Origin of the sequence: Streptomyces caelestis, from assembly GCF_001279005.1 — a bacterium.
GTDB lineage: Bacteria > Actinomycetota > Actinomycetes > Streptomycetales > Streptomycetaceae > Streptomyces > Streptomyces heliomycini.
This window is the reverse complement of sequence record NZ_LGCN01000108.1, coordinates 103,988-124,075: the sequence shown is the minus strand read 5'-3', so window position 1 is coordinate 124,075 and position 20,088 is coordinate 103,988. Positions and strand designations below refer to the sequence as shown.

Annotated in this window: 19 protein-coding genes and 1 pseudogene; 4 read left to right on the top strand and 16 right to left on the bottom strand. The window is 73.7% G+C overall.

Going from position 1 to position 20,088, the window contains the following annotated elements:
- Window positions 1-124: 124 nt before the first annotated feature.
- From ADK41_RS10635 to ADK41_RS10615, 5 genes are all read right to left on the bottom strand, one after another.
- Window positions 125-955 (bottom strand): class II glutamine amidotransferase, encoded by an 831-nt coding sequence (locus ADK41_RS10635; RefSeq protein ID WP_030828237.1) that lies wholly within the window; start codon window positions 953-955, stop codon window positions 125-127.
- A 37-nt stretch (window positions 956-992) separates the two neighbouring features.
- The gene (locus ADK41_RS10630; protein WP_037804455.1) at window positions 993-2,294 is read right to left on the bottom strand and encodes a diacylglycerol/lipid kinase family protein; all 1,302 of its coding nucleotides are present in this window, start codon (window positions 2,292-2,294) and stop codon (window positions 993-995) included.
- Window positions 2,295-2,305: 11 nt separating this feature from the next.
- Entirely contained in the window at window positions 2,306-2,755 is a 450-nt protein-coding gene (locus ADK41_RS10625; RefSeq protein WP_030828244.1) for a DUF7144 family membrane protein, read from the bottom strand.
- A 28-nt stretch (window positions 2,756-2,783) separates the two neighbouring features.
- Window positions 2,784-3,254 carry an SHOCT domain-containing protein gene (locus tag ADK41_RS10620; RefSeq protein WP_030828246.1) on the bottom strand — a complete coding sequence of 157 codons (471 nt, stop codon included), beginning with the start codon at window positions 3,252-3,254 and terminating at the stop codon, window positions 2,784-2,786.
- A 124-nt stretch (window positions 3,255-3,378) separates the two neighbouring features.
- Entirely contained in the window at window positions 3,379-4,044 is a 666-nt protein-coding gene (locus tag ADK41_RS10615) for an HdeD family acid-resistance protein (RefSeq protein ID WP_030828249.1), read from the bottom strand.
- 202 nt (window positions 4,045-4,246) lie between these two features.
- Here ADK41_RS10615 and ADK41_RS10610 point away from each other — a divergent pair, with 202 nt between their 5' ends.
- Complete coding sequence (locus ADK41_RS10610) at window positions 4,247-5,650, top strand: DUF2252 domain-containing protein (protein WP_030828251.1); 1,404 nt, start codon at window positions 4,247-4,249, stop codon at window positions 5,648-5,650.
- A gap of 16 nt (window positions 5,651-5,666) precedes the next feature.
- Here the strand turns inward: ADK41_RS10610 and ADK41_RS10605 are convergent, their stop codons facing one another.
- The 4 genes from ADK41_RS10605 to ADK41_RS10590 form a co-directional block, all read right to left on the bottom strand.
- The gene (locus ADK41_RS10605; RefSeq protein ID WP_030828254.1) at window positions 5,667-5,864 is read right to left on the bottom strand and encodes a hypothetical protein; all 198 of its coding nucleotides are present in this window, start codon (window positions 5,862-5,864) and stop codon (window positions 5,667-5,669) included.
- A gap of 109 nt (window positions 5,865-5,973) precedes the next feature.
- Window positions 5,974-6,501, bottom strand: coding sequence for a hypothetical protein (locus tag ADK41_RS10600; protein WP_030828257.1), 528 nt, complete (start codon window positions 6,499-6,501; stop codon window positions 5,974-5,976).
- Window positions 6,498-8,117 (bottom strand): MFS transporter, encoded by a 1,620-nt coding sequence (locus ADK41_RS10595; protein WP_030828260.1) that lies wholly within the window; start codon window positions 8,115-8,117, stop codon window positions 6,498-6,500. Before ADK41_RS10595 ends, ADK41_RS10600 begins: the two co-directional genes overlap by 4 nt.
- 13 nt (window positions 8,118-8,130) lie before the next feature.
- On the bottom strand, window positions 8,131-10,800 hold the full coding sequence (locus ADK41_RS10590; RefSeq protein WP_030828263.1) for a LuxR C-terminal-related transcriptional regulator: 2,670 nt from the start codon (window positions 10,798-10,800) through the stop codon (window positions 8,131-8,133).
- Window positions 10,801-10,898: 98 nt separating this feature from the next.
- On the opposite strand from ADK41_RS10590, the gene mmuM reads away from it, so the two are divergent.
- Window positions 10,899-11,810, top strand: a complete 912-nt coding sequence (gene mmuM, locus ADK41_RS10585) for a homocysteine S-methyltransferase (RefSeq protein WP_030828270.1) — start codon at window positions 10,899-10,901, stop codon at window positions 11,808-11,810.
- Window position 11,811: 1 nt separating this feature from the next.
- Here mmuM and ADK41_RS44210 read toward each other — a convergent pair.
- From ADK41_RS44210 to ADK41_RS10560, 6 genes and pseudogenes are all read right to left on the bottom strand, one after another.
- Window positions 11,812-12,044, bottom strand: a pseudogene (locus ADK41_RS44210) (ATP-binding protein); the annotation flags it as partial.
- Window positions 12,045-12,149: 105 nt separating this feature from the next.
- The gene (locus ADK41_RS10580) at window positions 12,150-12,350 is read right to left on the bottom strand and encodes a hypothetical protein (RefSeq protein WP_051843210.1); all 201 of its coding nucleotides are present in this window, start codon (window positions 12,348-12,350) and stop codon (window positions 12,150-12,152) included.
- Window positions 12,351-12,924: 574 nt separating this feature from the next.
- Window positions 12,925-13,443: a hypothetical protein gene (locus ADK41_RS10575; RefSeq protein ID WP_030828275.1), complete on the bottom strand. Its 519-nt coding sequence runs from the start codon at window positions 13,441-13,443 to the stop codon at window positions 12,925-12,927.
- Window positions 13,444-13,536: 93 nt separating this feature from the next.
- A complete protein-coding gene (locus tag ADK41_RS10570; protein ID WP_030828279.1) occupies window positions 13,537-14,118 on the bottom strand; it encodes a twin-arginine translocation signal domain-containing protein in 582 nt (193 codons plus the stop codon).
- Window positions 14,119-14,162: 44 nt separating this feature from the next.
- Complete coding sequence (locus ADK41_RS10565; protein WP_245174629.1) at window positions 14,163-14,495, bottom strand: hypothetical protein; 333 nt, start codon at window positions 14,493-14,495, stop codon at window positions 14,163-14,165.
- A 12-nt stretch (window positions 14,496-14,507) separates the two neighbouring features.
- Window positions 14,508-16,709, bottom strand: coding sequence for a glycoside hydrolase domain-containing protein (locus ADK41_RS10560; protein ID WP_030828284.1), 2,202 nt, complete (start codon window positions 16,707-16,709; stop codon window positions 14,508-14,510).
- Window positions 16,710-17,230: 521 nt separating this feature from the next.
- Between ADK41_RS10560 and ADK41_RS10555 the strand changes: the two genes are divergently transcribed.
- Window positions 17,231-18,058: an MOSC domain-containing protein gene (locus tag ADK41_RS10555; protein WP_030828287.1), complete on the top strand. Its 828-nt coding sequence runs from the start codon at window positions 17,231-17,233 to the stop codon at window positions 18,056-18,058.
- A 23-nt stretch (window positions 18,059-18,081) separates the two neighbouring features.
- Here the strand turns inward: ADK41_RS10555 and ADK41_RS10550 are convergent, their stop codons facing one another.
- Window positions 18,082-19,050, bottom strand: a complete 969-nt coding sequence (locus ADK41_RS10550) for a LysR family transcriptional regulator (RefSeq protein ID WP_199822393.1) — start codon at window positions 19,048-19,050, stop codon at window positions 18,082-18,084.
- Window positions 19,051-19,138: 88 nt separating this feature from the next.
- Here ADK41_RS10550 and ADK41_RS10545 point away from each other — a divergent pair, with 88 nt between their 5' ends.
- Entirely contained in the window at window positions 19,139-20,080 is a 942-nt protein-coding gene (locus tag ADK41_RS10545; protein WP_030828292.1) for a serine hydrolase, read from the top strand.
- Window positions 20,081-20,088 lie beyond the last annotated feature (8 nt).

Genomic DNA, 20,088 nt, shown 5'->3' with positions numbered 1-20,088 from the left:
CTCTCGTGGGGGAGGACGATGCCGTTCGCATGTCCGAACGGCATCTGACATGACGAACGCCGACAAGGTAAGGGTGTGTCAGGGGGAGGTCAACGGGTCCGGCGCGACGTGGGGCCGCCGGTCCTCACGCGGCGGGCGCGAAGAAGCGCATCTCGTCCCCCTCGGGCCCCACCACGCCGTAGGTGCCCTCGGGGACGGCGTTCCAGGCGCCGGGCAGGTCGCCCAGGGGTTCGGAGACGATGAGGCGGGCGTCGCCGGTGAGCTCGCGCAGGAACGCCACGTCGGGGTGGAGGGAGCGCAGCGTCTCCACGCGGGTGCTGTAGAAGAGCGAGCGCGACTCCTTCTGGCTGGAGTAGCGGAAGGCCCACAGGCGTACGCCGTCGGTCACCGAGACGGTCATCTGCAGCGGGAACACCACGCCGCGCTCGTGGCCGACGCGTTCCACCAGACCGGCCATCCGGGCGACGGCCCCGGGCGGGTCCTCCTCCAGACCGAGGGTCAGCGACAGGTAGAACATCATCTCCGAGTCCGTGGATCCCTCGACGTACGGGAACAGCTCCGGGTCGACGGCCAGCGCGAGGTCGCGCCTGAGCAGGTGGAAATCGGCGATCGCCCCGTTGTGCATCCACATCCAGCGGCCGTGCCGGAACGGGTGGCAGTTGGTCTGCTGCACCGCCGTGCCGGTCGAGGCCCGGATGTGGGCGAAGAAGAGCGGCGAGACGACGTGCTCGGCGATCTCCCGCAGGTTGCGGTCGCTCCACGCCGGGCCGATGTCCCGGACGACGGCGGGGCTGTCCTTGTGCGAGGCGTACCAGCCCACGCCGAACCCGTCGCCGTTGGTCGTCTCGACGCCCATCTTGGCGTGCAGGCTCTGGTCGATCAGTGAGTGGACCGGTTTGTAGAGGATGCTCTCCAGCAGGATGGGGGTGCCCGAATAGGCGAGCCAACGGCACATGTCCACCGCCTTCCCGGCCGCGGCCGCGACCGTCGTGTCACGGGCCGTCCTCCCGCCGTCCCAGGGCGAGCCCCGTCACCCGCGGCCAGTCGGGTGCCCCACTCCCCCGCCGGGTACGCACCGCACCACGCGGAACGCGCACGCGCAGCGCCCCGGGCACGATCCGGCACACCACGGGGGCCGGCGGCAGCACGTGCTCCCCGTCCACCCCGGCCGGAACGGCCGGGGTGTCCGCCTCCACGACGACCTCCCCGGCGGTGAGCCGCAGCAGGCCCGCCGCGCGGGGACCGCGCGCCGTCCCCGCGGCCCGCACCGCGCTCTCCACCCGCACGCCCGGGACCCCCAGCCGTCCGGAGTCCAGCCGCTGTCCGCGCCCCGGCCGGGCGGCGTCGACCGCCCGCGGGTAGGGGTTGTCCCTGACGAGCAGGGCCTGCAGCCCGTCCGCCCGGGTCCCGTCCGCCCGCATCCGCAGCCGGGGCGCCGACGGGCCGGACAGCAGACCGGGCATCATCCGGAGCGTGGTCCGCCGCTTCTCCCCCCGGTACGCGGGATCGCCCACGACCGCCGCGTACGTGCCGAAGGAGGCGTTGTCGACGAAGACCCGGTCGCCCGCGAACCCGAGGTCGACGCGGAGTTCGACGCCGTCCCCCAGGGCGTCCAGGGCCTTCGCCGGATCGCCGCGGTCGAGCCCGAGGTCGAGCGCGAAGTGGTTGCGGGTGCCGGCCGGGATCACCGGGAACGGCACGGCGTGCCGGGCGGCCACCTCCGCCACCAGCGCCTGGGTGCCGTCCCCGCCGGCCACCGCCGGCAGATCGTCCCCCTCGCGCACGGCGTCCTCGGCGAGCGCGGCCACGTCCTGGTGCCCGGCGCCGAGCAGCACCACCCGGACGCCCGCCGTGCGCGCCCGGTCCGCCAGGTGGAAGCGGTCCACCTTGCCGCCGCCGGAGCGCGGGTTCATCAGCGCCCAGGGGCGGCCCGGCGGCGGGGCGGGCACCGGCTCGGCGCGCCCGGGCGTCACCGCGTCGCGCGCCGCGCGCACGGCCGGCGCCCACAGCGCCAGGGACGCCGCGGCCGGCCCCAGCAGCCCGCCCGCGGCGTACAGCGCCGGCACCGTCAGCGGAGCCGCCACGCACAGCACCGCGCCGACGGTCCGCACCGCTCCCGAGTGGGCGAGCGTCCACCACAGCCCCACGGCCGCCGGGGCCAGTCCGGCGAGGCCGAGCAGCGCCCGGAGCACGCCGCGCGGACCGGCGGCCACGAGCGGGACCACTGCGCCGGCCGCGAGGGCGAGGAGGGCCAGTCGGGCCCACCCGGCGCCCTCCCGGCCGGCGGTCCGCACGCAGCCCCGGCTCAGTGTTCGGCGTCGGCGCGCGAACGCGGCGCGCACAGCGCCCAGATGACGAACCCGGAGAAGGCGATCATCACGACGGACCAGACCGGGTAGTACGGCAGGGACAGGAAGTTGGCGATGACGAGGAGCCCGGCGATCGTCACGCCGGCGACGCGGGCCCACAGGGTCCCCCGGGCCAGGCCGAGGCTGACGAGCACCCCGATGGCGCCGAGCACCAGGTGGGTCCAGCCCCACGCGGTGAGGTTGAACCGGAAGACGTAGTCCTGCGTCGTGACGAAGACGTCGTCCTGGGCGATGCCCATGATGCCCCGGAGGATGTCGAGCACCGACACGATCATGAGCGAGACGGCGGCGAAGACCGTCAGGCCTTCGGCCCACTGCCGCTTCGCCGACGGCGCGTGCGCGCCGGTCCCGGTGCCTGCGCCGTGCGTCGGGTGTGTCGCTGTCATTCCGATGCCTCGATTCGGTGTCGTGCGGTCAGCGCCCGGCGGACGAGGCGAACCTGTCCGAGTGCTCCGCGGGGCCGTGGCCGCTCAGGACCAGTTCCTTCGCCCTGCGGAACTCCTCGTCCGAGATGTCGCCGCGGGCCTTGATCTCGGACAGCCGGGCGAGGTCGTCGACGCTGCCGGCGCGGCCGTCGGCGCCCTTGGCGGTCTCGCGGACGTAGCTGTCGAAGGCCTCCTGCTGTGCGCGCGCCTGGGCGATCTCGCGGCGCCCCATGTTCTTGCCGCGGGCGATCACGTAGACGAAGACGCCCAGGAAGGGCAGCACGATCGTGAACACCAGCCAGCCCGTCTTGGCCCAGCCGCTCAGGTCGTCGTCGCGGAAGATGTCCATGACGACCCGGAAGAGCAGCACGAACCACATGATCCACAGGAAGAAGACCAGCATGGTCCAGAAGGCGCTCAGCAGCGGATAGTCGTACGCGAGGTACGTCGCACCACTCATCTCATCTCTCCGTTCCGGGCCGCCCGTGCCCGACATGCCGTTGTCTGCCGACTTCAGCGTGTGCGCGGCGAGGGGCCGCCGCCTCACCCGGGGCGGGTGAAGTGCCGCCTCCCGGCCGGACGGCTCAGCCGGTCCCCGCGGGACGGCGGGGCGTCCCCGTGACGCCCGACCTGCGCAGCGCGGCCCGCCAGGCCAGGGCGACGGCGGCCTCGACCAGTCCGAGGAGGACGAGCCACAGGCCGAGGAGCCGGGTCAGAGCGCGGGCCGATTCCGCGGGCAGGGCCAGGACGACGATCCCCGCGACGACGGCGAGCAGCGCCGCGCCGAGGACGACGCCGCGGTGCGGCAGGTCCCGCGAGGCGAGGGCCGTGAAGAGGGTGAGCATCCCCGACACCAGCCAGACCACCCCGACGATCAGGGAGAGGGCGGCGATGGTCTGCAGCGGGTTGCGCAGGCAGAGCACTCCGGCCAGGACGTACAGCACCGCCAGCAGGAGTTCGGGCAGCCGTGCGCCCTGCTCCTCCCGGCCGAGGACGCCGACGAACCGGAACGCCCCGGCCGCCAGCAGGTACAGGCCGACGAGCACCGCGAGGACGTGCAGCGTGGTCTCCGGCCACACCAGCACGATGACGCCCGGCACGAGGGTGGCGACGGCGGAGGCGAGCATCCACTGCCACGAGCGCCCGAGGGCCCCCAGGAGCGCGGCGGGGCCGTCCGGCGGGCCGGGGGCCGCGCCGCCGTGCGGGTGCGTGCCTCCGGGGCCGGGTGCCGGACCGGGTGTCGCGCTCATGGCTCCTCCTCCCGCGCAGCGCGCCCGGACCGCGGCGCGGGCGCGGCACCAGACTCCCGCCCGGCCGCCGTCGCCGGGTCACCCGCGGCGGGTGATCCGGCCGGGGCGCGGGCGCGGTGGGATGGCGGCGAACAGTCGTCGTCCGGTGAACACGCGTCGTGCGGCGAGCAGTCGTCGTGCGCGGGGCAGGCGGGAGACAGCGATGGCCGTACCGAGTCCGTTCAGCGCCTCCCTCTCCCCGGCCGAGCGGGCCGCGTACGGCAGGGAGGCGCGTGGCCGTGCGCCGCGCTCGTCCCACGGCCGCTTCGAGGCGGCCCGGGACCGGCCCGACCCCGTCGACGTGATCGAGCGGCAGTCGGCGACCCGGCTGCCCGAGCTGGTGCCGGTCCGCTACGGCCGCATGCTCGAGTCCCCCTTCCGGTTCTACCGGGGAGCGGCGGCGATCATGGCGGCGGACCTCGGGCCGGCCCCGGACACCGGCCTGACCGTGCAGCTGTGCGGTGACGCCCACCTGCTCAACTTCCGCCTGCTGGCCTCCCCGGAACGCCGTCTCGTCTTCGACATCAACGACTTCGACGAGACGCACACCGGTCCCTTCGAATGGGACGTCAAGCGGCTGGCGGCGAGCCTCGCCGTCGCCGGCCGGGCGAACGGCTTCCCGGTCGAGGCGCAGGACGAGATCGTGCGGGCCTGTGTGAAGGCCTACCGGCAGCGCATGCGGGAGTTCGCCGGGATGCGCACCCTCGACGTCTGGTACGCGCAGGACGACGCCGACCGGCTGCGGGAGCTGATGACGTCGTCGGCGAGCCGCGAGGCCCGGCGACGCGCCGCCCGGGCGGCGGCACGCGCCAGGACCCGTACGCACCTCCAGGCCTTCGCGAAACTCACGCGGGTGGAGCACGGAGGACGGCGCATCGTCCCGGACCCGCCGCTGATCACGCCGCTGGGCGACCTGGTGGACGATCCCTCGGCCGAGGAGAAGGCCCTGCGCGAGGTCCTGGACGGGTACGCCCGCTCGCTGTCGTCGGAGCACCGGCACCTGCTGGGGCGCTACCGCCTGGTCGACGTGGCCCGGAAGGTGGTGGGCGTCGGCAGCGTCGGCACCCGCTGCTGGATCGTGCTGCTGCTCGGCCGGGACGACGACGACCCCCTGCTGCTGCAGGCCAAGGAGGCGCAGGAGTCGGTGCTCGCCGCGCACACGGAGGGCGAGCGGTACGACAACCAGGGCCGCCGGGTCGTGGCGGGTCAGCGGCTGATCCAGACGACCAGCGACATCCTGCTCGGCTGGACGCACGCCGTGGGCCTCGACGGACGCCCCCGGGACTTCTACGTGCGGCAGCTGCGCGACTGGAAGGGCATCGCCCGGCCGGAGAGCATGGACCCGGGGCTGCTGCGGCTGTTCGCGCGGCTGTGCGGGGCGAGCCTGGCGCGCGCCCACGCCCGTTCCGGTGATCCGGTCGCCCTCGCCGCCTACCTGGGGCGCGGCGACCGCTTCGACCGGGCGCTCGCCGGATTCGCGCAGGACTACGCGGACCGCAACGAGCGGGACTTCGAGGCGCTGGGCGAGGCCGTGCGGTCCGGCAGGGTGCGCGCCGAGAGCCCGTGACCCGCCGGCCGGGGCGTCACTCCGGCACCTGGCGCATCTCCAGGACGCGCAGGCCCAGCGACTGGCAGCGGGCCAGCAGCCCGTACAGGTGCGCCTCGTCGACGACGTGCCCGAACAGCAGGGTCTGGCCGGACATCGTCACATGGTCGAGTTCCGGAAAAACCCTGATCAGCGGTTCCGAGAGATGTCCGTCGACACGGATCTCGTAGCGCATGAGCCGCTCCCCGGGTGGCCTGGGACAGGCGGGCCGTGCCCGTACCCTGCGATCGTCCGCCGCCGGGCGGCGGCCCGGCTCACCCCGTACAGGTGAGAGGCCGCCCGGCTCAGTGCTTCAGCCAGAGCTTGCCGGAGAGGATCACCAGGCCGAGCACGAGGTTCACCGCCGCCGACAGGGCCATCAGGCGCCGGTCGGCGCCGGCCCGGCGGGCCGCCGCCACCGACCAGCCCACCTGCCCCGCCACGGCGACGGCCAGCGCGAACCACTGGGCGCCCGGTACGCCGAGGCCGAGCACGGGGCTGACGGCCACGGCGGCCGCCGGCGGCACGGCGGCCTTGACGATCGTCCACTCCTCGCGGCACGCCCGCAGCACGACGTGCCGGTCCGGCCTGTGCTGCGCCAGCCGTGCCCCGAACAGCTGCGCGTGCACGTGCGCGATCCAGAACACCCCGCCGGTGAGCAACAGCAGCAGCACCATCTCCAGTCGCGGGAACGAGCCGAGCGTGCCGGCCCCGACGATCACCGAGGCCGCGAGCATGGATCCGTAGACGCCGCCCGTGTAGTCGGCGTGCGCCCGGCGCCCGGCGGTACGTGCGGCACGGCCGGGCGCCCGGTGCCCGGCGCCGGGCGTCACGGCCTCCTCCGGCCGGCCCCGGGCCGCCCGCCGGTCCTGGCGCGTTCGGGCGACGGGCCCGGTAGGCGGGGGGTGACCAGGAAGCTCACGAGGGTGACGCCGCCGGTGGCGAGGACCGCCGCCTTCAGGCCGTCGAGCTGCGCCGACGCGTAGGACTCCGTCACCGCGTCCACCTCGGACGGCGGCAGCCCGGCGCGGGTGGCCGCCGCGCGCACCTGGTCGGTGGGCACGAAGGTGACCCCGGCCTCCAGGGCGACGCCGACCTGCTGCCGGGTCTCCTGCGACAGCCGGGGTTCGTCCTCCACGTACGCGGTGAAGGCGTGCGCCAGGGAGCCGATGAGCAGCGATCCGATGAGCGCGGTGCCGAGGGCCGAGCCCAGGTTCTGCGCGGTGTACTGGAGCCCGCCGGCCTCACTGCGTTCCTCCTCGCCCGCGCCGGACTGGACGACGTTGCCGAGCTGGGAGGCGAACAGGCCCATGCCCACGCCGAGCAGGGCCATCGACCCGGCGAAGTTCGCGTCGTCGATGACCGGCTCGATGGTGGCCAGCAGCCACAGGACGGCCGCCGCGACGGTGAGCAGGGCCAGCCGGACGACGCGGCGCGGTCCGACCGTGCGCCCCAGCCGGGCCGCGCCCAGCGAGGTCACCAGCATCGTCGCGGACACCGGCAGCAGCCTGAGCCCCGTCTCGAAGGCGTCGAAGCCCTGCACGACCTGGAGGTACAGCGGGATGGCGAAGAACAGTCCTAGCAGGATCAGGTTCTGGCTCACCAGCGACATCAGGCCGGCGCCCAGGGCGGGCCGGCGCAGCAGGGACAGGTGCACCAGCGGCTCGTCGCCGCGCTCCTCGCGGTGCCGCTCCCACCGGTGGAAGAGCGCGAGGACGGCCGCCCCGGCGCCGATCACGAACAGCGTCGGCGCGAACCCGAGGACGGTGAAGGGCGGGTTGCGCGGCTCCACCCAGCCCCAGGTGCCGCTCTGCAGCACCCCGAGCACCCCGAGGGCCAGGCCGGCCGCGGAGAGCACGGCGCCGATGCCGTCCAGCCGGGGCCGCGCCCCGGCCCTCGGCGTCTCGGTGATCGCGCGCCGGAGCAGGAGGACGGCCAGGACGACCACGACCTCGCCCGCGAAGACCAGCCGCCACGTGAGGTACGTCGTCACCCAGCCGCCCAGCAGGGGGCCCACGGCGATCCCGGCGCCGGCCAGTCCGCCGACGACGCCGTACGCGACGGCCCGGTCGCGGCCCCGGTAGGAGTCGGCGACGAGGGCCGCCATGGCGGGCAGCACCAGCGCGGCGCCGAGTCCCTCGATCACCGACCAGCCGAGGACCAGCACCCCCAGGGTGGGCGCGACGGCGGTCAGGGCGGAGCCCGTGCCGTAGACGACGAGGCCGCCGAGGAAGACGCGCCGCCGTCCGAGGATGTCCCCCAGCCGCCCCCCGATGATCATGAAGGCCGCCATGACCAGCGCGTACAGGGTGATGACGGCCTGGATGGCGGTGACCTCGGTGTCGAAGTCTTCGACCAGCCGGCTGATGGAGACGTTCATGACCGAGGTGTCGAGGACCATCAGGAACTGCGCGGTCCCCAGGACCATCAGCGCCCGCCAGTGGGCCATGGCACTCCCTTCGTCACAGCAGGCCCAGTTCGCGGGCGCGGCGCACCGCCTCGTTGCGGCGGTTGACGGACAGCTTCCGGTAGACGTTCTTGAGGTGGGTCTTGACCGTGTTCACCGACACGTACAGGTCGGCCGCGATCTCCTCGGTGGACATCGCCAGGGCCAGCCGTCGCAGCACCTCGCGCTCGCGCCCGCTCAGCTCCTCCACGACCGGTGGCGGCGGTTCGTCCGGGCGCGGGGACGGTCCGGCGCCGGGTGTGCGCCGGCCGGCCGGCGGCGGGGCCGTGCCCAGGTAGCGCCGGATCCACGGCCCGGCCTCGGTGAAGGGGCGGCGCAGCCGCTCCCGGCGCGCCTCCGCCAGCGCCCGCGCCACGAGTCTGCGCGCCCTCGCGCCGTCCCCCGCCTCGTCGGCGGCCTGGGCCCGCACCAGCGTGGCCCGGACGGTCACGGCGGGACCGGCGCGCCCCTCCGGACGCGCCCGGTCGAGCAGGCGTACGGCCGCGTCGGCCCCGTCGGTGACGAGCCGGACCCGTGCGGCCCCCACCGCGCAGGCCGGCGGCGCGTCGGGCACCTCCCGCAGCAGCTCGGCGGCCGTCTCCGTGCGGCCCTCGGCGAGGTGCGCGGCGGCCGCGACGAGCGCCGTCTGCCCCCGCGCCCACGGCGAGACGGCGTCGGCGGGCACCTCAGGTTCCACCGCCTCGAGGGCGGCCCCCGGATCGCCGCGCGCCAGGTGCAGGCGCGCGGTCGTCAGGGCGCGTCCGGCCTCCAGCACGGGGTCCCGCAGCGCGGGGTGCGCCTCGGCCGAGGTGCCGAGCAGGGCCTGGGCCTGCCCCAGCTCGTCGCGGTCCACGGCGACGGCGGCCAGGACGAGCCGTCCGACACCGGAGCCGGACGGCCGGGGCAGCCCGAACCGCTCCGTCTCGGCGAGGGCCTCGCGGGCCCTGCGTTCGGCCCGGCCGAGCCAGCCGTCCAGGTAGTCGATCAGGGCGAGCCGGCCCAGCGAGTCCTCGCGCGGGAGCGCCGTGGCCGCTTCGGGGGCGGAGTCCGCCACCGTGGACAGCGCGGCCCGCGCCTCCTCGAAGCGTCCGGCCCACAGCCGCGCGGAACCCAGGTGGTCCAGCAGCAGCGCGGTGAGTTCGGGATGCCGCTCCAGCAGCTCGCCGGGGACCGCCTCCCGCAGCTCCCCGGCCGCCCGCGCCGCGTCCTCCGCCCTCTCCGGCGCACCGGCCAGCCGGGCGGCCAGCGCCTCCAGCAGGGCGCAGCTCAGCCGGGCCGCCGCCGCGTCCGCCGGGCCGTCGTACTCCGCGTACTCCGCCAGCTCGCGGCGCGCGCGGCGCAGGTGGGTCAGCCCGGCGTCCGTCTCGCGCCGGGCCAGCCGGTCGGCCGCCCGCACCAGCTCCGGGGCCGCTCCCGTGCCCTCCCGCCCCATGCGGGAGAACAGTCCGGCCAGCGCGTCGGAGTGCGGCCCGGTGAAGAACTGGCCGATGGCGAGGTCGTCGACCAGGGCGCCGGCGGTGAACTCCCAGTCGCCGGCGGCGGCCCCGTGCCCGAGCGCCTCGGCGAGCCGTCCGGAGCGCCGCAGCCACGCGGCGGCCCGCCGGTGCAGCTCGGGTTCCAGACCGGGCAGGCGCACGCGCAGATGGGCGCGGAGGATCTCGGCGAACAGGGGGTGGAGGCGGTACAGGCCGTGCCCGAGGTGTTCGACGAAGGCGTCGTCCCGGCTCAGCCGGGCCAGGACGGCCTCGGCGTCGTCGCGCCCCGTGAGCGCGTTCGTCAGGCCGGGGCAGAACCGGTCGAGCACGCTCACCCGCAGCAGCAGGTCCTGGGTCGCGGCGTCCTGCCGTTTGAGCACCTCCGCCAGCAGGAAGTCGGCGATCGCGCTGCGGTCCGCCTCGAACTCCTTGAGGTACCCCTCCGGGTCCTGGCTCTCCCCCGCCGCCAGAGCGCACAGCCGCAGCCCGGCGGCCCACCCCCGGGTGCGCTCCACGAGCGCGCCCACCGCGGCCGGGGGCAGCCGCAGCCCGTGCAGCTCCATCAGCTCGGCGGCCTCGTCCGGGGTGAAGGCCAGCTCGGCGCCCCTGATCTCCGTCAGCTCGCCCGCGGCCCGGTAGCGGTGCAGGGGCAGCAGCGGTTCGGTCCGGGTGACGAGGACCAGCCGCAGCCCCGGCCCGGCGTGGTGCAGCACGAACTCCAGCTGCTCGGCGATCTCCGGGGCGGTGACCCGGTCGAACTCGTCGAGCACCAGGACCACGGGCCGCTCCCGGCCGCTCAGCCCGGCGGCGAGCCGGGCCTGCAGGGCGGGGCTCACCCGGTTCGCGTCCGCCGGGAAGCCGATGCCGTCGGGCAGCGGGACGCCGACGGCGTGCAGGGCGCGCAGCAGGTACGCCCAGAACATCCCGGGCCCGTCCCCGGCCGTCTCGGTGGTGAACCAGGCGACCGGCAGCCCGTCGTCCAGGCGCTCCGCCCAGTCCGCGACGAGCAGGGTCTTCCCGGCCCCCGCGGCGCCGTTCACCATGGTCAGCGGGGTCCGCAGCCCCTGGTCGAGGTGTCCGGTCAGCCGCTCCCGCCGCAGGTACGTCACCGGGCGCGCGGGCACGGCGAACCGGGTCCGCAGGAAGGGGTCCCCGTGTGGGTCGGCGAGGGGTTCCGCGGCGGACGAACCGTCGTCTCCAAGCCCGGTCATGGCGCTCACCGCCCTTGTTCGGCCGTGCCCCCTCCCAGCATCCCAGCACTGTGCCCGAAGGGCGCGCCGTGACCGCCGCCTCGGCTAACGTCGCCGGTATGAGCACTTCTCCCACCCTCGCCGAGGCGCTCGCGCGCGGCACGGTCGTCCTCGACGGCGGCATGTCCAACCAGCTCGCGGCGGCCGGGCACGACCTGAGCGACGAGCTGTGGTCGGCCCGGCTGCTGGCCGAGGCCCCGGAGGCGGTGACGGCGGCCCATCTCGCGTACTTCGGGGCGGGCGCGGACGTGGCGATCACGGCGAGCTACCAGGCGACGTTCGAGGGCTTCGCGCGGCGCGGGACCGGGCGGGAGGAGGCGGGCCGGCTGCTGGCCCTGAGCGTGGAGTGCGCCCGTGAGGCGGCCCGGCGGGCCCGGGCGTCCCGCCCCCTGTGGGTGGCGGCCTCGGTCGGCCCGTACGGCGCGATGCTCGCGGACGGCTCGGAGTACCGGGGCCGCTACGGGCTGAGCGTGGCGCAGCTGGAGCGCTTCCACCGCCCGCGCATGGAGGTCCTGGCGGGGGCCGCCCCGGACGTCCTGGCCCTGGAGACGATCCCCGACACGGACGAGGCGGAGGCGTTGCTGCGCGCGCTGCGCGGTCTCGGCGTACCGGCCTGGCTGTCGTACTCGGCGTCCGGCGACCGCACCCGTGCCGGCCAGCCGCTGGAGGAGGCCTTCGCGCTGGCGGCGCGGGCGGACGAGGTGATCGCGGTCGGCGTGAACTGCTGCACGCCACAGGACGCGGACCGCGCGGTGGCCCTGGCCGCCCGCGTCACCGGCAAACCGGTGGTGGTCTACCCCAACAGCGGTGAGACGTGGGACGCGGGGGCGCGGGCGTGGACGGGCCGGTCGACGTTCAGTGCCGGGCAGGTGAGGGGCTGGCGTGCGTCGGGGGCCCGGCTGGTCGGAGGGTGCTGCCGGGTGGGACCCGAGGCGATCGCGTCGATGGCGTCGGTGCTGCGGGCCCCGTAGCGAACTCGCACCACACGACCTTCCCGGGGCCCGCTCCCCCACGCCCCACGTGTCCGCCGGCCCGGCCACGAGCAGCAGCCCGCGCCCGCCCCCGTCCGGCTCCCCCTGCGGTACGGCGGGGACCCCGCCCCCGCTGTCGTGCACCTCGACGCGGACGCCGTCGGCGTACGGCAGGAGGCGCAGGAGGAATCCACGGCCGGGCGGCACGCCGTGCAGCAGGGCGTTGGTCGCCAGTCCCGGACGCCCCCGCCTCACCGTGACCCCGAAGGCCTGGACCGCCTTCACCCGGCCGCTCTCCTCCCGGCGCGCACAGCGGCTCAGCTTCTTGGATCGCCCGGTTCATAACGGCTCGAAGCCCGGCCGGACGGGGCCGGTCTCTCCGGCGACGACCAGTTCCTCGCGGTCCTCCGGTTCCAGGTGGTCCAGGGCTTCCGGTTCGATGCCGTGGTACCCGTCCACGTCGAGCAGCCGCCGCACGAACGCGAGGGCGAAGGCCGAGAACGACCCGTCGAAGGTCTCGCAGCCCTCCTCATGGACCATCGTGACGACCTTCCACCGGTCCGGGGCCGGGCCGCAGGGCAGGAAGAAGTGCTCGTCCCCGCTGTGGTCGCACCCCCACGAAATCAGCCCCTCATGGCGTCCGCGGGGCCGGCGCCCGGTGTCCTCCGGGCGGCTCCGGGGACGGAGCCGGCGGTGACGCCCGGGACCGACTCGGGTGGAGCTGACCGCACCCCGGCCGGGAAGAGCCCCCTCTCGTGGCGGCGGGCCCGGCGGGCCCATCACCGTCATGCCCCCGCGGCGGGGCCCGGGCCAGCTCTTCGCCCCGGCGGACGGTGTCGTACGCCTCTGAGTGGCCACAGCGACTGCCGGAGCCCGGCGAGCCGGCCTCCGACAGCCCGCCGTCCCGTGTCACCCCACCCGTGGATCAGCGGGGACCCCAGGGGTTCCTTGGTGATCGCGCCCGTGGCGACGTTGTCCACGCAGGAGGTGCTCGCGGGCTTGTGGCCGGGGACGATCACGTCGGACCGGGAGCTCGCCGGGAGGTGGCCGGGGCGGCGGCGCCGAGGCCGGCGCCGGTGAGAGCGTCACCCGGCATGCGGGTTCTCATCCGCTGTCAGCAGCTGTAGCTGCGCTTGCCGTTGATGAGGTAGCGGTCCTCCGCCTCGGTCTTCATCTTGTACGAGGCGGTCCAGCAGCCGCCCGCGCCCTGACTGATGTAGAGCGGGCCGGCGAACTTGCTGTAGTAGCCGTCGTCGGTGCCGCAGGCGCTGCTGGCGGTGGTGCCCGGACAGGCCTGGAGGAACATGTAGTTGGCGTTGCCCGGTGTCTCGTTCTTGAAGATCACGCAGAGCAGCCCGCCGCCCGCGTAGGCGGCCATGCTGCCGTCGTCGCCGTTGACGTCACCGGGAAGGTTTCCGTCGATGTAGACCAGTGTGTTGTAGTTGCCGCCGCACTCCGTGGCCTGGGCCACGGCCTCCTGCGGGTTGGCGGCGGCCCACGCCCTGGTCTCGCCGTCGGCGTCGGCGGCGACCGTCACCTTCGGGGCGACGGGCTGCCCGGCGGCGGACGCCGGGGTGAGCAGTGCGCCCATGGCGGCCGTGGTGGCGGCCAGCACGGCCAGTATTCGCTTCATGGTCGGTTCCTTTCCTTCATGCACATCGATGATGTGAACTGGGGTTCGAAGCGGTCGTCGCGGCGGGGCACGGAGCCCCACCGCGATCCGTGCCTAACGGAACGTCGCCTCACGGATGGTGGCGGCCAGCCGGGGCAGGCGTTCGTCGTGCGGGCCGACCGCGATGTAGAAGAGCGACTCGTCGACCGGTTCGTCGTCGCCGCCCCAGCGGACGACGCCCTGGCAGTCCGCGAGGATCTCCCGTACGGCGGCGACCTGGAGCGGGAACAGCGAGCCCTCCGCACCGGCGCCCTGCCGGATCCGAACGGCCGTGCCCGAGGCCAGGTTGGAGTCCGGGAGGCCACGGCGCAGGCCCTTGGCCGGGCGCCAGCCGGCCAGGTCCACCGCCGTGAGCTCCTGCACCTCGTAGTGGAAGCGGCGCACGACGTGCACGAGCACCGTCTCCACGTCGCCGATCCACACCGGTACGCCCAGGCCCGTACCGGCCACCGGGCGGGTCCACACCTGCGAGTCGAGGTCCGCGTTCGGCTGGATCGTCCAGCCGTTCGCGGAAGTCGCCGGCCGCTGGGGTCCGCGCCGTTCGTCGGCCACCGCCGTGGTGGCGGGCAACACCGAACCGACGGCCGCGGCCCCGCCGATGACGGCGCAGGCCTTGACGACCGTACGCCGTGTCATGTCGTGATCCACGTTTCCTGTCTCCCTATGAGCTGAATCAGCTGTCAGAACAGACCGAAGATCACGAAGAACGGCGCAAGGGAAACGGCGGCACACACCGGCCAGTAGCGGGAGCCCCGTACCGGCGTCCGGCGCCGCAGCCAGGTGTTGGCCAGCCCCCAGGCCAGGCCGAACAGGCAGAACACCGGTGCGGCGATGACCAGCCAGAGCAGCATCCCGTCGTTCTCGTTCGGGTCCTGCATGGTCCAGCCGAGTGCCGCCAGCGGCCCGTTGGCCAGGATGTACCACGCCAGGAACAGAGGAACGACGGCCGGGACCCCGAGCAGCAGGTTCACGACGACGGGGAGGCAGAGCTTCCGCATGCGCTCGTTCTTCACGATCAGTCCGGCCTACTGGGCGCGGCTGAGCTTGTTGTAGTTCTCCAGCACGTTGTAGAGCCCGATCAGCTCGCGGCCGTACTTCTCGGCCTTGTCGCCGGTGCCGTTGTAGCGGGCCAGCAGCTTCTGGGTGTCGGCCTGGCCGGTGGCGAGCGACGGGCGGGCGATGCCGAGCTGGTGCGCGTTGTAGATGGTCAGGTAGGCCACCGAGGGGATGTTGTACTCGGGCTCCTGGAGGTTGTCCCATACCGCGCGGGTGTCCGAGCCGGTGAGCGGAGTGCCGTGGATGATGCCCTGGTCCATGCAGTAGTTGCGGGCGGCGATGGTCACCCAGGCGAAGATCTGCCCCCAGCCGGTGCTGCAGTCGTCCTTCAGCCCGGCCTTCACCGCCTCGTCGGCGAGCGCGTCGAGCGGATTCAGCTTGCGCAGCTCCCACAGCACCGGTGCCTGGATGAGCGCCTTGCGCAGCTTCAGGGCCCTGGCCAGGTTGGTGAACAGCCAGTCGGCGTTCATGACGTTGTTGAACGCCTCTGTCGTGGAGATGACGTCGTACGTCACCCAGTCGTCGTCCGCGGTCCAGCCCTCGCCGCCGGTCTCCGGGACGCCGATCGACGTCAGATACGCCTGGACGTCCTTGAGCGCCGCCGCCCGGTACGTCGCCTTGTCGAAGTCGACGTCGAGGTCGGAGTCGACCGGGACCCCGGGGTCGAAGTCGCCCTGTCCGGTGTCCCGGCCGGAGGCGATGTTGTTGTCGATCTCGATGGCGCCGTCCCCGGAGCCGACCTTGATGGTGGCGATCTGGTCGAACGCCCAGTTGGTGGGCAGCGGGTAGCCGAGGTTGCCGGAGAACCCGGACGACATGTCGGAGACGAAGCCGGCGGAGGCGTATCCGGCGTCGGAGACACGCTGGCAGACGTTGCGTGGGCCGTAGACGCCGACGCCGTAGGCGGAGTTCTCGCCGACGGTGCGGTAGATGCCCCGGAAGTGCTTCAGGACGTACTCGGTGATCTCGCCGTCCTGGGCGTCGTAGTCGACCGCGAAGTAGATGATCGTGCCCGGCTTGAAGCCGTGGATCTGGGCCCATTCGATGGCGTTCGTCGCGTCGACGCAGCCTTGGGGGTAGCTGAAGTAGTCGGCCGAGCGGGACCAGGTCTGGTAGATCGGGAAGCAGCGCAGACCGTACTGCTTGATGGTCGCGAGCTCGCCGGGCTGGATCTGCTTCTCCGGCAGGCTGGTGCTGGACGGGTTGGACAGATAGCGGCCGATGTACTTGTAACCGGCGTCCTTCAGGGCCTGCGCGCGGGCCGGGGTGATCCTGGTGACGCCGTCGCAGGCGGTGCCCTTGCGGGTCTGGTCGCCGTAGGAGACGAGCAGGGACGCCCAGGTCTGGAAGTCGCCGACGCCCGTGACCGGGAGCTTGGCGAACGACTGGAAGGACTCCACACCGGTCTTGACGTCACCGGTGAAGTTGCCGAAGGGCACGTTCCGCTTGTTCAGGATCATCGCCGCGGTGAACAGGGAGGCCCAGGTGCCGGTGGTGCCGACCGCGACCGTGTGGTTCCTCAGGCCGGACTGGGTGCCGGGACCGAAGACGCCGTTGGCGGTGCCGTCCGCCATGCCCAGCTCGTACTGGATCGCGAAGAGCATGGACTTGGCGACGTCGCGGGAGTGATGGCCGTCGCACGGGATCAGGTAGAAGTCCCTGCGGCCCACGTAGCGCCGGTTGAGCCACTGCTGGATCGAACGGATCTCCTCGGAGCCGTTGCCGACGGTGACGTAGGCGTCCATGTTGAGCAGGCCTTTGACGACCTTCGGCTCCAGGGAGCTGCCCGCGTAGACGGTGTCGACGCCCATGTTGGCCTTCAGCTTGGCCACCGCGTCCTTGACGCGCCCGTTGTAGATGCCGTCGATCTCCCCGCCGTCGTAACCCTTGCAGTACAGGGCCGACTGCAGGACGCGGCAGAAGTTCGCCGACGGCACCGTGGAGTCGTCCAGCTTCGGGTACTTCGACTGGAGCGTGGACAGTGTGGTCGGCCCGAAGGAATCCGAGAGGCTGGTGATACCCATCTCGTACTGCAACGCCCGGGTCAGGGCGTACATGACGGGCCAGCCGGTCCTGCCGTCCTCGGCGAGCTTGGATATCCCCAGCGCCGCGCCGTTGTTGTAGGTCAGATTGATGAATCTCTGTGCCCTGAGCACCATTTCGTCGGCCATGCCGAAGCAACCCCCGTTGATCTACGCGTCCCCTGGCAGACCGGTCGAGCCGGTCACTCGGCGATCACTCTAGGCGGGGCCCGACGGACCAAGGCAAGATCGACAGGGAAACATGGCCGAATGATCATGGCATGACAAAACGCATGGTTGAGGCGGCAACTGAGTGCCGAGTGCGGGCAGTTCCTGTACGACGGAAGGGAAACGAGGGGCCAGGGCGGCAGCGACGACCAACGCCTGTTGGCCGAATCTCACCCGTCGGACATGACGCCCGCCGAGCGCCCTCCGTGGCTGTCGAGACGAACAGTGAGCCCCTGGAGATCCAACGGCAAACGCCACTCGGTCGGCGCTTCCTCGTTCTCCAGGATCAGGGTTTCCTCCACCGAGTCACCGCCCGCGAGGAATTCGACGTCCGCATGCGGACACACGTCTGGTCCGGTGGGAGAGGGGCCGGCACGCTGCGAGACTCAGCGGACCGAGACCAGTGCGGTCGCCCACCGGCAGAACAGGACGGAAACGCCACCATGGCCAGCGTCGTCGAGCTGACGTACTACCCCATCAAAGGCTGCGCCGGGACATCGGCGGGCGAGGCACCGCTGACGCCCGCCGGGCTCGCGCACGACCGCAGTTTCCTGGTCGTGAGCGAGGAGGGGGTGGGGCGGACCCAGCGCCGGGATCCCCGACTGGCCCTGGTCCGGCCCATGGTGGGCGACGGCGGCGGGCGGCTCGTGCTGCACGCGCCGGACGTCGAGGCGCTGGACCTCCGCGTGGACACGGCCGGCGACCGGCGGAAGGTGGAGGTGCTCGGGAAGGCCTACCGGGGCATCGACCAGGGCGATGCGGCCGCCGACTGGTTCACGGAGGTGCTCGGCGCACCGAGCCGGCTCGTGCGCGTGCCGCCGGAGCACGACCGGGTGACCGACGGCAGGACCCCCGGCACCTCCGCCTACGCCGACAGCTGTGCCCTGCACGTCGTCTCACGCGCCACGCTGGACCTGCTCCACCGCAAACTGGCCGAGCGCGGCCTCCCGCCGCTGCCGATGAACCGCTTCCGCCCCAACATCGTGGTCGACGGCTGGGACGCACCGCACACCGAGGACCGCGCCCACCGCATCCGCATCGGCGACACCGAACTCGGCTACGCCAAGCTCGCCGTCCGCTGCGTGGTCACCACGGTCGACCAGGGCACGGGGGCGAAGGCGGGCCCGGAACCGCTGCGCACCCTCGCCGACTACCGCCGCGCCGCCCAGGGCGGCGTCGCCTACGGGACCAAGTACGCCGTGCTGCGCACCGGCACCCTGTCCGTCGGCGACACCGTGGACGTCACCTCGTGGGGCGAGTCCGAACTCTAGGACACCGGCGGGCGTACGGGCGTTCAGCCGTACACCACCGACCACGGACGCGGGGTGTCGTCGGGCGGGTGGGCGGCGCCTTCGCGCCGGGAGGCGGCGGCGTGATGGCGGGCCAGGACCTCTGCGGCGAGTTCGGCGAAGCGGCGGGCGGCCGGGTGGGCTCCGCGGCCGGCGGGCCAGGCGCCGCCGATGCGCAGGGTGAGGGGGCGGCCCGCCAGGGGGGACCAGGCGACACGGGGTTCCTTGCGGGCCGCCGGTCCCTGGGCGAAGGCGACTCCGTGCCCCGCCGTCACGAGGGCGAGCAGGAATTCGGGGTTGGAGGCGTGGCGGAGGCGGCCCGGGACGAAGCCCTCGGCGCGGCACACGTCGAGGACGCGGTCGTGCCAGTCGGGCGCGTGCGCGCGGGGGAAGAGCACCAGGTCGTGGCCGGCGAGGTCGCCGAGCGACACCTCCGGCAGCCGGGCCAGGGGCGAGGTGCGGGGGAGGACGACGCCGAGGTCCAGTGGGACGTCGGGGCCGAGCCGCAGTTCGGTGGCGTCGACGGGGTGGTGCACCAGTCCGACGTCCAGGCCGCCGGAGGCCAGCAGCCGCAGTTGCTCCGCGGTGGTGACCTCCTGCAGGTCGACGGAGAGCTCCGGAGCGTGTTCCGCGCAGGCGGAGAGCAGCGCGGACAGGACGGCGGCCGTGGTGTCGGGCGGCACGCCCGCGCGCAGGGTGCCGAGGCCGCCGTCGGCGGCGCGGCGGGCCAGGGTGCGCAGCCTCTCCTCCCGGGCGAGGAGTTCGTGGGTCTCCTCCAGCAGCGCCGCTCCGGCGGCGCTGAGCCGGACGCCGCGCTGCGAGCGGTCGAACAGTTCGGCTCCGAGTTCCCTCTCCAGTCGGCGGATCGCCTGGCTGAGCGGCGGCTGGGCCATGCCCAGCCGCTCGGCGGCCCGGCTGAAGTGCAGCTCGTCGGCCACGGTGACGAACAGACGCAGGTGGCGCAAGAGATCCACGATCAAGGATCCTATGCGGAGGCCGACTTGAGGGGGCTACCCGGTCGGCCGGTCGACGACGGAGGACGGCGATGTACGAGGACGAGCGGTGACGAGCACGCGCACAGCGGTCGAGGATCGGATCCGGCAGGTCTTCGCCGAGGCGGGCGCGAGGGGGCAGGTGCACGCCGTTCCGGTCCGTGCGCGCACGCCGGCCTCCGGGGAGGGCGACGGCGGACCCGATGCCCGTGAGATCGCCGTGGGCGCCGACGACGCCGTGGTCATCGCCTCGCTCTTCAAGATACTGCTGGTGCTGGAGTTCGCCCGGCAGGTCGTGGCCGGCCAGCTCGATCCGCGGGAGCGGGTGCGGGTGACGTCGGCCGACCGGCTCGGCGGCTGGGGCACCGCCGGCTGCCTGGACGACGTCGAGCTGTCGTTGCGCGACCTGGCCCACTTCGCGATGTCGGTCAGCGACAACTCGGCCGCCGATCTGCTGCTGGACCGGGTCGGCCTGGACACGGTGCGACTGCTCGCGAAGGAACTCGGCCTGGAGCGGACGCGGGTCGTGGGCGGCCCGCGGGACCTGCTGGAGTCGATGCTCACGGAGGTCGGGGCGCGCGACGAGAGGGAGTTCGCCGTGCGCTACCCGGCCCTGCCGGACGAGCGGAAGAGACGGCTGGCGGTGCTGGACCCCCGCCACACCACGGCCAGTACGCCCCGCGAGATCACCCGGCTGCTCCGGCTCGTGTGGACCGATGCCGCCGGTCCGCCGGAAGCCTGTGCACTCGTACGCGATCTGATGGGCAGGCAGGTCTTCCGCCACCGGCTGGTGTCGGGTTTCCCGGACGACGTCGTGGTCGCGGCCAAGACCGGCACCCTGCCCGGACTGCACATGGAGGCGGGCGTCGCCCGTTACCCGGACGGCGCGTGCTACGCGATCGCCGTGTTCGCGCGCACGCACGACCTGACCGCCTCCCGTGCCACGGTGGACGCGGCGATCGGCCGGGCCGCCGGAATCGCGGCCGCTTTCCTCCGCGGCGGCGGCCGCTGACCGGGACA